This window comes from Nostoc sp. DedQUE04, assembly GCF_034530995.1.
Classification (GTDB): Bacteria; Cyanobacteriota; Cyanobacteriia; order Cyanobacteriales; family Nostocaceae; genus Nostoc.
Map to the genome: position 1 here is coordinate 1 of NZ_JAVRCA010000047.1, position 14941 is coordinate 14941.

Consider the following 14941-nt stretch of genomic DNA (forward strand, 5'->3'; position numbering starts at 1 on the left):
AAACTAATATATCTTCTTGAAAAACTCCAGTTCTCAAGGTGGATGAGGTTTATATGTGCAGACAACAGATAAAGGTGCTGCCCTGAGCTTCAATGGCATCACTCATACCTAAACTAAAGATGGTGTATACACAGCAATGCTAACCCTTGTAAATTTGGAAACTTATACTGTCTATGAAGCATCAGTGTAAGTAGTTCACTACAAAAAAAAAGATATGCGAATTCTAATTGTGGAAAGCAGTATGTTGTTGCTCCTAACTGCAATGACAACTGGCTGTGTCGGTTCTTCCTCTGTTACAAAACAGTCGCAAGCCTTGTCAGCAAGCACTGAGCAGCTGACGAAACAAGCTGTGTTGAACTCAACACCTACACCGACTGCAAAACCGATAGAGCATTCTAACCCTGAAGCAACTATTGCCACTAATCCGACGCGCTGTGAAACTAGCCAATTGTCAGTGCGTCGAGTCTCTGAAGATGCTGGCGTTGGGAATGTTGCACTTACCTACGCCTTTACCAATAACGGTTCATCTCCTTGCACCCTCTACGGTTATCCGGGATTGGGACTACTGGATGCAAAAGACCGACCTTTGCAGGGGATTAAAATTATTCGCTCCAAGGATACTTACTTTTCGAGTAAGCAACCTCGACAACAAGTAACTCTGGCTCCTGGAAAACAAGCCTCATTTCAAATAGCTTACAACCACATTAGTTCCCCAGATCAAAACTGCCCAATGTCTAGTAAAATTCAAATCACACCTCCAAATGCTTACGAGCACTTTACCCTTACAGAACAAATCAAACCTTGTACGGGCAAAGTTAGAGTGACTCCAGTACGAGCCGTTAACACTCAACCTTAGTAAATTAAATTTCTGTAATTTACTCAAATACCCAGAAAAAGCATAAATTTAATCAAAGCCTCTGATAAGTTCAGGATTGTACTCATCAAAAAGGTTAAAAAATTTTATGGAAGGAATTGATGTTGCCGATCAAGATGGCAGAGTAGATTGGACGGCAGTAAAAAACTCTGGTAAAACTTTTGCATTTGCCAAAGCCACAGAAGGAGTAAGCATCAAAGATTCTGCTTTTGCTCATCACTGGCAAACCATGAAAGCTGTTGGTCTGATTCGCGGTGCTTATCATTTTTTTCACCCTCATACATCTGACCCGGTTCAGCAAGCAAAAGAATTCTTAAAAAGGCTGGGCAAATTAGAACCGGGAGACTTACCACCAGTTCTGGATGTAGAAGTAACTGACAAAGGAAGTAGCCAAGCTGTAATTAATGGAGCGAAGTTGTGGTTAGCAGAGGTGGAAAAAGCCCTTTTGCAACAAACAAAAAAACCAATCAAACCAATTATTTATACCTTCCCTAGTTTTTGGGAACAACTTGGTAATCCATCTGATTTTGCTAGTTATCCGTTATGGATTGCCCACTACGGAACTAGGAACCCAACTATTCCTGGTGCTTGGCAAGGACAATACTTAATCCATCAATATGAAGGTGATATATCTGGTGTAACTGGTGTTAGTGGTCGAGCCGATTTGAATAGATTTAATGGATTGCAGTTAGGAGATTCTGGGCTAAGAGTAAAACAATTACAACAGCAATTAAAAGATATTGGATTATATACTGATGCCATCGATGGGCGTTTTTCTGAGTCAGTTAAGAATGCAATTGTTAGTTTTCAAACATCTAAAAAATTACAAGCTGATGGAATTGTCGGTATAAAAACTTGGATAGCTTTGCTATGGATTTAAGTAAGTAGGTGTGAATAAACAAAGGTTTGTGGTCAACGGCTCCAAACCTTTAATTAATTTTAAATTGTATAATATACTTTAATTTATTGTGGTTGTTGCTTAACATCGTAATGAACAAAATTGAGATTCGACCTGGAAAAAACCTTTAAGGATTCGTTTGAGTGAATTAAACTTAACCCGCCTGATTGCTTTATTCACTTCTACCCACTGTCGTTTTCTTTTACTTGCTTCTGGATAATCTTCACTCAGCATATCAACTGATAATAAATACATCTTGACGCAATAAATTTTGCCTTGTTTGCGGTACTTGTAAGTTCCCAGTTCATTTGCATCTATTTGCCCAATTATCCCTGCTTCTTCCCACGCCTCTTTGGCTGCGGAATCAGGTGGACTCATACCATTAGGAATATCTCCTTTGGGAATCACCCAGTGTTGAAAGTCACGAGTTGTAATTAGCAAGATTTCCACTTTACCATTGTTCACTCTGTAAGGAATTACCCCAGACTGTATAAACACTTTACTGGTTTTTCGACTCATGTAATTTCCATCCTGTACGTCCTAGCTTTTTTGTACAATGTTTACTTCAGAAATTCTAGAGCTGATACCGGATAAATTTTGGTTAATCTTAAGTTATGAAAAGGTTAAAAACAGATTTTTACTTATAAGAGTTAATTATCGAAATGGAATTCAGGAGTCAGGAGCCAATATTCAGAATGAATTTTGTGCAACTAACGGATAGCGTAAGGGTAGCAAGCTATTTATTCAAAAAATTTCTAGCATCAGTGTTTGAGCGGGTGATGATGGTTTTAATGCCGCAGTTACACTATTATTAGACTGGTTTTATCTTGAGGAGTTTGACTTTTATTCGTCAGTTGTATCTATATATATAAAGTTATCGAGAATCTGCCAGCACTTTGGTTCAACTAACTGTAATAACTGTTCCCAAACTCTCGTTGGCTAATCTATCTACTGCACACACGGCATAAGTTCCCGCTTGTTGGACGGTAGCGAATGTTGTGCCAGCAGATAAAATTCGTTGAATTGTCCAAGTATCGCCACTCAACCGATAAAGTGTCCAGGAACGAACTGGCTGATTATCTCCAGGCTGCCAACTCAGTTTGCGGTTATTGACTTGTAGTCCAATGGGTGGAGATGGTGGTGTTGTATCTTGCCAAGGCAAAGTTGGCGGTAGAGCAGGTTTGTTATACAGCAGACTTTGAAATTTATCAGCAATGCCCTGACTATTTTCTGTCAAAACACTGAGATTAAAGAAGATATTCCCTAGTGACAATCGTCCAGCTTGGCTACGACTAATTTTCACCTGCTTTTCAATCTCATCACTTTCCCGACTCTTGTTGCTTGGTTCTGTCAAATTGTTACCAGCATAAACGTGTCTTTGCTTTGTGTTTACCTGTGTCCACCACTGTAGCAACGCTGGATAACTTTGTTGTGGTTGGTCTGTGCGCCAGTAAAGTTGAGGAGCGATATAATCAATCCAGCCTTCTTCTAACCATTTTTTGGAGTCAGCATACAGCACGTTGTAAGCATCCAATCCGGTAATACCAGCAGGTTGGCCGGGGCGATAAATCCCAAAAGGACTAATACCAAATTTTACGTCGGGTTTGGTTGTTTTAATCCCTTGCCAAAGGCGCTGTACCATTTTGTTAACATTGTCTCGTCGCCAGTCACCAAGGCTGAGTGTACCACCAGCTGCTTTATATGCAGCGTAGGTTTTATCATCGGGGAAAGCTTGTCCCTCAATGGGATATGGATAGAAATAATCATCTAAGTGAATGCCATCAACATCGTAGCGCTTCACTACATCGAGAATTACGTTATACGCTCTATCCTGAACTATTTTTAGTCCTGGGTCCATCCAGCGTTGTGTTTTCCACAAATAAACGCTTTCTGGATTAGTAGCTGCGATGTGGGGACTGACTGTTTTAGCTGGGTCGGTGGAAGTGCTAGCGCGGTAAGGGTTAAACCAAGCATGAAGTTCAAGATTATGCTTATGACATTCTGCGATCGCAAAGGCTAAAGGATCGTAAAATGGTTCTGGTGCTTTCCCTTGAGTTCCTGTAATCCAAGCACTCCAAGGCTCTAATCGAGATTCATACAAAGCGTCTCCCTCTGGTCGCACCTGGAAAATCAGAGCATTGAAGTTTAGCGCTTGTAATTTAGTAATAATCTCGGTAAGTTCTGCTTTTTGTTGAGCAACAGAAAGTCCCGGTTTGGAAGGCCAATCACCATTCCACACAGATACTACCCATGCTCCCCGGAATTCCCGGCTATGATTTACCCTAACGCTGCCGATAGGTGTGGGCGTTGGAGTTGGAGTTGGAGTTGGTGTTGGTATCGGAATTGGCGTTGGAATTGGAGTTGGAGTTGGAGTTGGTGTTGGAGTTGGTGTTGGCGTTGGTGTTGGCGTTGGTGTTGGAGTTGGTGTTGGCGTTAATATTGGCGGCTGTACTAAGTAAGTAGAAGCAATTTTTTCTGCCTGACCTAAATACACTAAGGCTTGATAAATAATCACTGCCACATCTGCACGAGTAGCAGCGAGATTAGGATTGAGTAATTTAATATTTGGGAAACTAACCACCAATCCAGCGCTAGTGGCAATAGCTACATGATTTCTACCATATTCAGGAATCTGTACAGAATCCTGATAAATCTGTGAGAGTTTTGAGAGCAGGTCAGGTTTAACCTTGGTAGCAATTTCTAAGCCTGCTACCAAGGAAACTAAGACTTCTACCCTAGTAATTCGGTTAGCAGAACGGAAAGTTTTATCAGGGAATCCGCTAATAAATGCTTTTTCGTAAGCTGTTTTGATGGCTGCTGCTGCCCAATAATTCGTGGGTACATCAACAAAGGAAACATACTGCCGCTTCTTGGAAACTGTCTCAAATGCGTTGGCAATAATAGCGGCAAATTCAGCACGGGTAAGTGAATTATCGGGGCGATAAGTGCCATTAGGCAACCCACTGACAATACCGCGTTGGGCTAAGGCTGTAATAAATAAACGTGCCCAATGGTTTTGAATATCCGAGAATGGAGTAGCAATAGATACCATTGTTAATTGCAGCTAGCTGGCCTTGATTTTGATTTCCTTTGTTAATTTAACAATTTTGTTGGCGTAGGCATAGCCAGCCGCAGGCATCGCTGCTGCAATGTTGTCTTGTAAACTTTGACTACTTAAGTTTGGGAATGGCGCATTGGGCATTGGGGAGCCACTGCGGTCTTGGGGTCTCCCCAAGTGGAGCAAGTGGAGGAGGCAGAAGTTCTTTAATTTTGAATTTTGAATTTTGAATTTTGAATTGATTTCTCCCCCACTCCCCACTCCTATCTACTAAGTAGGATTTGCAGCTTCATTAGTAGGATTTGAGGTAGAACGCGCATTCAACGCTAGCATCACGCGTGAAATGCCAGTGAAAATAATGCTGACACCAACTAGTGTACCCAGAAGCCAAGGTGCGTTGAAGGGCCACTGGAACCAAATCATTGCGCCTAAGACCAGCGTAATAATCCCATCACCGAGTACCCACGTCCAGTTTTCTTGTGGACGTAACCGGAATGCCAAAATTAACTCGAATGTACCTTCAGCCAGTAAAAAGCTACCAAGCAACAGAGTTAGTGTGAGTACACCTGTAAAAGGATAAACAAACAGCATAATGCCTGTTGCAATATAAAGCCCGCTCAATAGAAGTTTCCAAATAAAACCTCCTTGGTGGCGGGTTTGAGTGGCATAAACTAGTTTTGTAAATCCGGCAAAAATCAAAATCGCTGCAATCCAAGTTTCGGTGAATAAGGTGGTGAAATTAGGCGCTGCGATCGCAATAACCCCTAAAATACTCAAAAGAACACCTGTTATCAGTGACCCATTCAGATTTTTTTTAGTATTTTGAGAAACATCGGTTGTCATAAAAATCCCTTTCCTATTCTTAGACTAAACTCTACATTTAGATTAGGGAATTTTTAATTAACACAGTATGAACCCTAAGACAGACTCATCAGTATTAACTTCATTGCGATCGTGACTAAAATTTACGACTATTGAGATACTAAATCAATCATCAGATCGCAACTGCATTGTCTCTAAGTGACCCTATAAGAGTTCTGCAAGACTGCTAAGGCGTTCATAAACAGAAATAAGACGATCTCCTTCAAGTTCAACAGAAGTATTTGGATAATTCTGAATGGCTCCAAGTAATGTCACTTCACCATTTTGTTGAATAGATGTACTTAAAGCGCTTCGCAACGCTTGCTGATCTAATTGTCCTGCGGGAGGGTGAACTACCTCACCAATTTGGTTAACTAAAATTGGCCCTGCCCAACTAGCTAGTAAACTATTTAAAAAGGCAGCATCAGCTTTTATTGGGGCTTTCAATGCCTTACGAGCTACTGCGGGGTCTTGTTGCGCCGCTTCTAAATAAGCTCTTAATGTTGGGGTAGTCTTGCCAGTTTCTGTAAACTGACTTAATTCTTCAACAGATACTTGCCCCTGAAAAGTACCATACTTTAAAACAACTTGCTCGGCAGCATTAGCATTAGTAGTTGAGAAAAGAACAATAGCACCTACACCTAAAGCTACTGTCTGAGTAAGTAACTGAGTAAATTTCTTATTATTTAATTGATTGAAAAGTTGCGAAATCTGCATTTTGTTAAACTTGATAATGGTTTGGAGCAGACATAAGCACAAAATGCCTATGTCTTAGGGTTAAACTTTGTTATTAGGCGAAGCTGCATGAGGTAGTATTGATTGGTCTTCGTCTAAAGTTGGTGCAGGTACGCCCAAATGCTTCCTTGTAGTTTCTTCAGCAAGCTTTCGGTCTTGTTCGTTCTCGAACTGGCTCTCATCTAACAAATGAGGATTTTTTGCTGCTTCGTCTCGGCTTGGCCGATAACCATTTTTCCACCTGTACTTCCAGTCCATAATTTAAAAGGCAAATATACTGCAATTTTATTTCCTAGTTGTTTATAGTAGACGCTCAATAGAAAGTGATACTCCTACTATGGGTTGAAGAGGCTCATTCAGAAGGTATAAATTTAACCTACTAGAGTAAGAATACTTGTCTGCGTAAATTTTAATACTTTAATAAGTAAATAACAAGTCATCAGTAGCGATCGCAAATGTAATAATAACGATTGTCACGAGATGCGATCGCTATTGCTGTGTCATCCGATCAAATTTTACAGTTGCAGAATATCTAAGCGTCGGTGTACTCTTCTCTATGGGACGCGAAGGGCGAACCGGAAACAAGCTATGTACAGTCGTGATTTTTAATCTTTAGGTATATTTACTGGTTGCTTTATCAAAAAGCCTAATTGCTTTATCAAAATACTAAAATACTTTCTCAAAATACTGAAATGCTTTCTCAAAAGGCTTAAATGCTTTCTCAAAACACTTGAATGCTTTCTCATTTCGGTATTTTCAGCAAGCAAAAAGCTTAAATGCTTTCTCAAAAGGCTTAAATGCTTTCTCATTTTGGTATTTTCCGCAAGCAAAAGGCTTAAATGCTTTCTCATTTTGGTATTTTCCGCAAGCAAAAGGCTTAAATGCTTTCTCAAACACCAGTTTAGTTACTCATTTCAGTGTTTTCCACAAGCCAAAGGGCATTTGACTTTTTCAAACGGATCTATGCCTTGTTTCCTATTCCTTACCCATGCAAGTAAATTCTCCGAATCAAACCGGATTCCTATATGTCTGCTAATTTATGACTCGAACGCCTAAAGTTACAGAGGCATTTTGAATTTAGTGCAAAATTTATCAAATTTATGTCTAAAGAAATAAGTACAAAACTAACCTGACTATACCTAAAAATTGTCTATGCATAGAATAGTCACTCTCAATAAATATCTCTATAGATATAACTAAAAAAGCTACTTTTATTATAATTACACCTTTAGGCTCACGCAATTTAAACTAAAAAGGTTAATACTAAAAAATAACATTATCAAAATTAAATCTGGTTGCAATTAAAAATTGCAGCCTAGACAACTAATAGATAAATAAAGAAAAAAGTACAAACAATGGCAACTTCTACTGACCGCAAGCAACAGATTCAAAAACTGCGTGAACTTATCAAAGATATTGATTATGGTATGTTTACTACAGTTGATGATGATGGCAGCTTGCATAGTTACCCCATGTCAAAGAGTGGTGAGATTAACTCTGATAGCATACTCTGGTTCTTTACTTATTCTGATTCCCATAAGGTGACTGAAATTGAACACCACGAGCAAGTCAATATTAGTTTCTCTTCACCCGAACAGCAGCGATACGTTTCGATCTCAGGTACAGCACAACTTGTAAAAGAGCGCAACAAAATGCGAGAGCTATGGAAGCCGGAACTTCAAACCTGGTTTCCTAAAGGACTAGACGAACCTGGTATTGCTTTGCTGAAGGTAAATATTAACCAGGTTAATTATTGGGATAGTGTATCGAGTTTCAAGCCCCAAACAATTAGTTTTTTGACAACATCACGTCCTTAATTAATAATTCGTAATTCGTAATTCGTAGTTAAGAATTCAATGACGAATTATTTAAGACTTGTAATTATTGGACGAAATTGTGGCAATTGTTGGGGGTATTGAGTGACTGAAAGCACTGCCTAAAAATTCAGTGATCGCCTGCCTGCGGCTGGCTTTTAAATAATGCAAGCGGTGTGCGTGCGATCGCTGTCACCAATATGCTGCTGATAAAGGTTTTAAACTCTTCAAAACTTCTAAAGTTTGATACTGATGAAGGCAGAAGCAAACATGGTTTTCCACCCTAAAGCAAAGGACAACTATGAGACTGGGGAAATAAAATTTATGCCTTACAAACAAATTACAGACTTACCAGATGCAGTCAAAGAAAACTTACCCAAACACGCCCAAGAAATTTTCCGGGCTGCATTTAACAGCGCTCAAGAACAATATGGTGGAGAAGAACGTGCCTTTCGAGTCGCTTGGAGTGCGGTAAAGCGCGATTACGAAAAAGGCGATGATGGGCATTGGCACAAAAAACCAGAATAGAAATCAATACGGTTCGATTAAGGTTTTCTTACAGCCAGTGCTTGGGATAAGTCCTCTCTTGTGCCAGATTATTAAAAACCACAGCACAAAGCACCAAAATAATAGAACCTTGTAAAGCAGGTGTTAATAGAAATTGCCAAGGAGCTTTTGTCATCATCACGACTAAGGCAACTGCTCCTGAAGGTGGGTGTAGAGTTCCAGTCAGCTGCATCATCCCAATGGCAGTAGCAACAGCCATTCCCATTGTCCAAGGTGATGAACCAAAAAGATGTAAAATAATTAGGCTGACTAAGGCAGCTACGAGATTACCACCAATCACATTACGGGGTTGAGCCAAAGGACTGTCTGGTACGCCAAATATCAATACACTGGTAGCACCAAACGGAGCCATAAGCAGAGGAGAATGTGTTTTCGCAGACAGGTAAGCCGTTGCTGCGATTGCTAAGAAACTACCAAGCCAACTCCAAAAAATATGTTTGTGATGAGGTTTATCTATAGGACAGGTTAGAGGACATGACCGCCAGGTTCCACTTATCTTAAACCAGTAATTATTCAATTTCAAGTGAAGATTTTTGTAATTAAATAATCTTAAATAAGCAGAATTAGTTCGCTTTTTTGGGAAATTTCCTTTCATAAACTCCACAATAATAAATAAGCATCAACTTAGAAAATATCAGTGGTGAAATTATACTGTAGCTAGTTATCAATACCGAAATAAACAAACACATCTATCTCAAGTTTGTTAGCAAAAATAGTATCTTAAATCGGTTTATACATTAAAGATAACAATGCACACAGTAGTACTTTCCAGATTGTAAATAAGGCATCGACTAGATTATTTATTCAAGACATTAAGAGCAACATTTACATAGACCTATTAACGCTAAATTAACAAGTCCAATAGAATATTGCTTAATGTCATGATTTTATAACATTTTACCATTAAAGGATCTTGGAAATTTTTTAATAAAGCGTATATTACGTAGAAAAAAAACTATTCCACCTATAATAATTACTTATGATTTGCCTGAATTTGTTCCATCTAAACCTCCAAGGTACTCCAATTGGCGGTGATGGAGGATAGGAGGGTTGCCAATCGTGGGGTTCAATGCTCCCGATTGGCAATTCCGGCTGAGAGTGCTTGCAATTAGCGGTGAGAGTTGTCACATTAAAGATATTGTTACTAACTTCAAGGTGCTAGCAGATTTGCTAATAATAGTTTTAGAGCTAATTATTTAACGTGAGTTCGACAAGCCCTTTTTTGACCTCTCCCCCAACCCCTACGGTGTACACACAACTCAAATTACCCCCCTTAATCCCCCCTTATAAAGGGGGGAAACCGGAAATTTTGTTCCCTCCCCAATACATACGGGGAGGGTTAGGGTGGGGTAAAACCGAGATTTATCAACTACTTGAGACTTGTGTATACATCGTAGCCCTGTGGGAGAGGGAGGTTGTCCGGGAGAGATTCATCGAATTCACGTTTATTTAAAAGGTTGATTGCAGTCTTTGCTCAAACCAGTCCCTCAGATGTAATAACAACTCGCCTGACGTTAGATGCAATACGGTTCGGTTAAAGGGGAAAGGGTAAAGGGTAAAGGGGAATAAAAAACCGTTTAAACGCAGAGTGTTTTGGAAGCAATATTGTATTTAAGAAGTATCAGATGTCACACAAACAATTGATTTATTGCTGGCAAAAATGGTTACTTCCCATCTTGATGCCTGCCATTGTGCAAATAGTGGTTCTAACATTAGGGGTGTTGAGCATTTTGGGAAGCACTGCTCCGATGAGTCATGCTCAAGCTGTTTTTAGCAGTAGTCACATCCAGGAGCAACAGACACCATCAAAATCAACGGTGCTAAATGCCACTGTATATCGCAGTCCCGATTGTAACTGTTGTGGCGGGTGGATTGAACACTTAAAGACACAGGGTTTTAAAATCACAGATTTTTCTACACCTGACATCGAAACAGTCAAACAAAAGTACAACGTGCCAGATAACTTGTCATCTTGCCACACGGCAATTGTTAATGGATATGTTATTGAAGGACACGTCCCAGCAGACGACATCAAACGTCTGCTTCAAGAAAAGCCAAATGTTATTGGTTTATCTGTTCCGCAAATGCCTGTAGGCACTCCTGGGATGGAAATGGGGAATCGAAAAGACCCGTTTTCTGTGCTTTCTTTCGATCGCAATAACTCAGTTGCAGTATTCAATAAGTATCCTGGTGAGTCCTGAGTGAATAAAAAGGGTCTTTTAACTCGGAACTCAGCACTCTTTATTTAGAACCAGTTTTGATCGACTGCGACAAATGACTTAACCATCTCCTCAACCAGAAAGTAGATGGTGCGCTTGCAACATTTTGAGAAAGAAACTCAATGGCATGGTTACAATCTTGCAGGCTGGCATCAAGTCCCATTGCGCGATAAATTTCACGAGCATTACAAAAGGCATCCATCGCTTCTGATTCTCGATTGATTTTTTCTAACACCAAACCCAAATTAAACCAGGCATTTGCTTCTTCATTTGGGTCATTAAGATCGCTTCCGATCTTTAATGAATGCTGATAAAACTCCAACGCCCTTTGGTACTTTCCTAAAGCCTTATAAGCACTGCCCAATCCACTCAAAGCCATGCTTTGACCATTGCGATCGCTGATGAATTTCGCCAGCCCTAACCATTGTTGGTAAAATTCAATTGCTAGTTGGTAAGATCCCAACGATTCATAAATGTTGCCCAAACTTCCTAGGCAAATACATTCCCCAGTCCAATCGCCTATTTTCTTGGTTATACTCAACCATTGTTGGTAAAAATCTATCGCTTGCTCGTACTTACCCAGGTATTCATAAGTATTACCCAAGCTTCCCAAGCAAATGCCTTCCCCAGTGCGATCGCCTATTTTCCTGGTAATACTCAACCACTGGTGATAAAATTCAATCGCTCGCTGATATTTGCCCAGTGATTGGTAAGCGTTACCCAACCCAGATAAAGATTTGGCTTCTTCTAAGCGATCGCCTATTTCTTTAGCTATATCTAACCACTGTTGATAAAACTCAATTGCTAGGTGGTACTCGCCTAGCGACTGGTAAGCATTGCCCAAACTTGCCAAAGAAATGACTTCCCGATTGCGATCGCCTGTTTCTCTAGCTTTTTCTAAGCACCGCTCTTCATACTCAATGGACTCAATATTATTTAGTCCCCCGGATCTTATTACTTCTGTCATTCTCTATAGAAATTTTTGATCGATAAGCTGTCGATTATACAATTTTCTGTGGCTTTAGCACAGGATAAGTGCAACTTATGTCAAAATTGAGAAATTATTTTTCAATATCAAGCTTTCTTATATACTTTTCATACACAGCGATCGCCATGTATAAAAAGCTTTTATTTATCCTTAGTAACAAGCATACAAATATACCATACTGAAAAACTTAGCTTTCTCAAAAGATATAATAAAAACAAAATTAATCAGCAGCAGCATAATCTGGCAATACGTTGAGTTCTAAATTAACAGCACTTAAATAATTTTGATCGTTTAAAACTTGTGATGGTAATTTATTTGCATTCACAGCAGCTTTAACCAAATCTTTCGCAAGAATATTTCTATTCAAAGTTTTAAGTACTAGCGCTTCTCCGCTAGGAATACCGTGTTGTTGCAGACCTCCTTGATAAGCAAAATTAACTAGATTCAAAGGCTGGAGGTAATTCGCAGAAGTCGAGTTTGTGGATAAATTATTAGAGTTAACAGCTATTGTTTCACTGTTGTTAGTAGTAGCTGTTTGAGCGCCAGCAATTCCAGGTACAAGAGTAAGAGAAGCAAAAATCAGTGCAGAATTTATTAAGGTAGCAAGTTTCATAAGTTATATTTAGGTAAAATGCGATCGGTGTTTCTTAGTAATAGAGTCCTCTTTATTATTAATCTCAACTTCCTTCAGTCAGGTCATCTGATCGGTTGATATATGACTCACCCAAAAGGGTGAGCTAATTGGGTGATACAAACAGCAATAGAGACTCAACTGAGTCTAGACACAACAAGGATGGTTGAAATTTTCAAGTACTTAACTGAGGCGAGTTGAACATTTATGCAATTTTTTAGGTGACTCAAATACGCTCATTCACCTAAGCCTAATCACAAGTATTTCCTCAAATGTCAGAGAAAAATACTGCGTGCTGCTTTGCTAAAGCGTCTCTACATACCTAAAATTCTCTCTTAGAAGGAAAAACTTGACACTTAAGGGATTGTTTAGTATAAATGTACTATAAAAGCGCTTGATATTGCATAAAACTTTACCACTCCCGACTACGCCAATAGGAGAGTACAAAATAAATGAAGCTATCTAAGGTAGACTTGAGCAGTTTAGTAGCGATCGCTCATTCTGATGGATATTTGCAGTTGTTGCTCGACCGAGGCAACGAACTAGAGTTTTTGGAAATTCCGGCACCGATACAAGCTTACGAAGGATTGCAAGAACTCAATGAGGTTATAGCTGAAACTACTGCACTACCCTTTGAAGAAGAACCAATTGCCATGTTACCAGTTAGCTCATCAATGGCGGCGGCTGTAGGCTACGATCCTGACGAACAGATTTTGCAAGTTGAGTTTCAAAGTGGAGCGGTTTATCAGTACTTAGGCGTAGATGAGGATACTTGGGAAGATTTACATTCCTCGGACTCAATTGGCAGCTTTTTCAATCAAGAGATTAAAGGTAGATATGATTGCGATCGTCTAGATTGTGCAGATTAATGACTAATAACTGCATGTAGGGTTTTTAATAATTCTTGCGTTGTATAAGAAACTTCTTGGCATAAGTCGGGAAAAGGGGAAGGTGGGGCCCCCTCTGGGGATAAGGGGCGTAGGGAAAGGGACTGATGTTTTTTATCCCTTACCATGAGTCTCTTTAACCTTTACCCAATCTCCACCTAACAATTTTGGGTTGGCAGACCACTAGTAATGCTTTCTTCAGAGACAATAGAAAAAACCCATATAATATCAACGCAGTTATGACAACTACACTTACCTCTGCTGTTAAACCAAGAGCCGAAGATAGTTTTGCCATTACCTTTGCACCGTTATCTCTGGAAGAAATCTATGCCAAATCCGACGATCCAGCCAACGGTGCTGTGGTTGTGATGAGTGGTATGGTTCGCAATCAAACCGATGGTAAACCTGTGATTGCTCTAGAGTATCAAGCTTATGAACCGATGGCGTTGCGGATATTTTATCAAATTGCTACTGATATTCGCTTATCTATGTCTGATGTGAATCGAGTCGCGATTTATCATCGTGTTGGACGTTTGCAAGTTGGGGAAATCAGCGTTTTAGTAGCTGTGGGTTCTCCTCATCGGGGTGAGGCGTTTGAAGCTTGCCAATATGCTATTGATACGCTCAAACACAATGCCCCTATATGGAAGAAAGAACATTGGCAAGATGGTTCTAGTACCTGGGTAAGTATTGGTGCGTGTGAAACATCAGGAGAAAATTGTTGATTTGACAAAGAATTCAGAAATCAGAATGGGCTACGCCCCGCTGCGCTAACAGAAGTCAGATTGACAAAATCTTGACAAGCATAGGTAAAATGCTATCCTCTTTTTCCAAATGTATTGAACTCATCGACACCACTCGCCAGAAACTTGAAAAGCGTCATAACTTCTCTACGAGACGCTGCGCGAACGTTGAATGGTGTCGATTGTTTTCACAGTAAGGGTTTCTAGCTAGAAAATCGATTGCTTATTGAGAATTACTTACTGGTTGTTGAAAATTTGAAAAGTGGTGTCGATTTTGTTGCTGTGCAAAAGTACTCTTAACAAACTCTGCAATCTCTATACGATTCCCACCGGGATCTCGGAGGAAAAACCGCACGCATCCTGGAAGTGGTCGTTGGTCGGGAATAATTTCTATCCCATGCTCTTTTAGGTGTTCTTCAAAAGCGTTCAAGTTATCGACTTGGAAACAAAAATGCCGTCTTGATGCTTGGTTATTGGCGTTTTTCTCTCTACTAACGTGCAGTTCAATATCTCCCAATTTGTACCACGCTCCTGAATCATTTTTGATGACATCAGGTCTGGCAATTTCAGTCAATCCTAAAACTTTACTATAAAAAAACAGCATTGCTTCCTCCACTTCCAGAGGATAGGTTACTTGAATATGATGAACTGCATTAAGCTTCATAA

The 14941-nt window shown here is 39.8% G+C and carries 18 protein-coding genes; 7 read left to right on the forward strand and 11 right to left on the reverse strand.

Annotated features, from left to right (window positions below):
• The first annotated feature begins 214 nt into the window (after window positions 1-214).
• Entirely contained in the window at window positions 215-856 is a 642-nt protein-coding gene (locus RM049_RS26290; RefSeq protein WP_322706253.1) for a DUF4232 domain-containing protein, read from the forward strand.
• Window positions 857-962: 106 nt separating this feature from the next.
• Complete coding sequence (locus RM049_RS26295; RefSeq protein WP_322706254.1) at window positions 963-1754, forward strand: GH25 family lysozyme; 792 nt, start codon at window positions 963-965, stop codon at window positions 1752-1754.
• Window positions 1755-1853: 99 nt separating this feature from the next.
• Here RM049_RS26295 and RM049_RS26300 read toward each other — a convergent pair whose 3' ends face one another.
• The 7 genes from RM049_RS26300 to RM049_RS26330 form a co-directional block, all read right to left on the reverse strand.
• Window positions 1854-2291 carry an NUDIX hydrolase gene (locus RM049_RS26300; RefSeq protein ID WP_322706255.1) on the reverse strand — a complete coding sequence of 146 codons (438 nt, stop codon included), beginning with the start codon at window positions 2289-2291 and terminating at the stop codon, window positions 1854-1856.
• A 382-nt stretch (window positions 2292-2673) separates the two neighbouring features.
• On the reverse strand, window positions 2674-4824 hold the full coding sequence (locus RM049_RS26305) for a glycoside hydrolase family 10 protein (RefSeq protein WP_322706256.1): 2151 nt from the start codon (window positions 4822-4824) through the stop codon (window positions 2674-2676).
• 12 nt (window positions 4825-4836) lie between these two features.
• Complete coding sequence (locus RM049_RS26310; RefSeq protein ID WP_322706257.1) at window positions 4837-4974, reverse strand: hypothetical protein; 138 nt, start codon at window positions 4972-4974, stop codon at window positions 4837-4839.
• Window positions 4975-5100: 126 nt separating this feature from the next.
• Window positions 5101-5673 carry an HdeD family acid-resistance protein gene (locus tag RM049_RS26315; RefSeq protein WP_322706258.1) on the reverse strand — a complete coding sequence of 191 codons (573 nt, stop codon included), beginning with the start codon at window positions 5671-5673 and terminating at the stop codon, window positions 5101-5103.
• Between the two features lie 183 nt (window positions 5674-5856).
• A complete protein-coding gene (locus RM049_RS26320; protein ID WP_322700270.1) occupies window positions 5857-6408 on the reverse strand; it encodes an alpha/beta hydrolase in 552 nt (183 codons plus the stop codon).
• 60 nt (window positions 6409-6468) lie between these two features.
• Window positions 6469-6684 carry a bromodomain-containing protein gene (locus tag RM049_RS26325; RefSeq protein ID WP_322662184.1) on the reverse strand — a complete coding sequence of 72 codons (216 nt, stop codon included), beginning with the start codon at window positions 6682-6684 and terminating at the stop codon, window positions 6469-6471.
• A gap of 347 nt (window positions 6685-7031) precedes the next feature.
• The gene (locus RM049_RS26330; protein ID WP_322706259.1) at window positions 7032-7277 is read right to left on the reverse strand and encodes a hypothetical protein; all 246 of its coding nucleotides are present in this window, start codon (window positions 7275-7277) and stop codon (window positions 7032-7034) included.
• A gap of 504 nt (window positions 7278-7781) precedes the next feature.
• On the opposite strand from RM049_RS26330, the gene RM049_RS26335 reads away from it, so the two are divergent.
• Window positions 7782-8243, forward strand: a complete 462-nt coding sequence (locus RM049_RS26335) for a pyridoxamine 5'-phosphate oxidase family protein (protein WP_322706260.1) — start codon at window positions 7782-7784, stop codon at window positions 8241-8243.
• A gap of 321 nt (window positions 8244-8564) precedes the next feature.
• Window positions 8565-8768 carry a ChaB family protein gene (locus RM049_RS26340; protein ID WP_322671445.1) on the forward strand — a complete coding sequence of 68 codons (204 nt, stop codon included), beginning with the start codon at window positions 8565-8567 and terminating at the stop codon, window positions 8766-8768.
• A gap of 28 nt (window positions 8769-8796) precedes the next feature.
• Here the strand turns inward: RM049_RS26340 and RM049_RS26345 are convergent, their stop codons facing one another.
• Window positions 8797-9402, reverse strand: a complete 606-nt coding sequence (locus RM049_RS26345; RefSeq protein ID WP_322691481.1) for an HPP family protein — start codon at window positions 9400-9402, stop codon at window positions 8797-8799.
• A gap of 1030 nt (window positions 9403-10432) precedes the next feature.
• On the opposite strand from RM049_RS26345, the gene RM049_RS26350 reads away from it, so the two are divergent.
• On the forward strand, window positions 10433-11008 hold the full coding sequence (locus RM049_RS26350; protein WP_322706261.1) for a DUF411 domain-containing protein: 576 nt from the start codon (window positions 10433-10435) through the stop codon (window positions 11006-11008).
• A gap of 40 nt (window positions 11009-11048) precedes the next feature.
• Here RM049_RS26350 and RM049_RS26355 read toward each other — a convergent pair whose 3' ends face one another.
• Window positions 11049-11993 carry a tetratricopeptide repeat protein gene (locus tag RM049_RS26355; protein WP_322706262.1) on the reverse strand — a complete coding sequence of 315 codons (945 nt, stop codon included), beginning with the start codon at window positions 11991-11993 and terminating at the stop codon, window positions 11049-11051.
• A 241-nt stretch (window positions 11994-12234) separates the two neighbouring features.
• Window positions 12235-12627: a hypothetical protein gene (locus RM049_RS26360; RefSeq protein WP_322671448.1), complete on the reverse strand. Its 393-nt coding sequence runs from the start codon at window positions 12625-12627 to the stop codon at window positions 12235-12237.
• A gap of 470 nt (window positions 12628-13097) precedes the next feature.
• Between RM049_RS26360 and RM049_RS26365 the strand changes: the two genes are divergently transcribed.
• Both RM049_RS26365 and RM049_RS26370 read left to right on the forward strand, forming a co-directional pair.
• Window positions 13098-13514 carry a KTSC domain-containing protein gene (locus RM049_RS26365; protein ID WP_322671449.1) on the forward strand — a complete coding sequence of 139 codons (417 nt, stop codon included), beginning with the start codon at window positions 13098-13100 and terminating at the stop codon, window positions 13512-13514.
• Window positions 13515-13771: 257 nt separating this feature from the next.
• On the forward strand, window positions 13772-14257 hold the full coding sequence (locus tag RM049_RS26370; protein ID WP_322706263.1) for a molybdenum cofactor biosynthesis protein MoaE: 486 nt from the start codon (window positions 13772-13774) through the stop codon (window positions 14255-14257).
• 241 nt (window positions 14258-14498) lie between these two features.
• Here the strand turns inward: RM049_RS26370 and RM049_RS26375 are convergent, their stop codons facing one another.
• Window positions 14499-14939 carry a VOC family protein gene (locus tag RM049_RS26375; protein ID WP_322706264.1) on the reverse strand — a complete coding sequence of 147 codons (441 nt, stop codon included), beginning with the start codon at window positions 14937-14939 and terminating at the stop codon, window positions 14499-14501.
• Window positions 14940-14941: the final 2 nt, after the last annotated feature.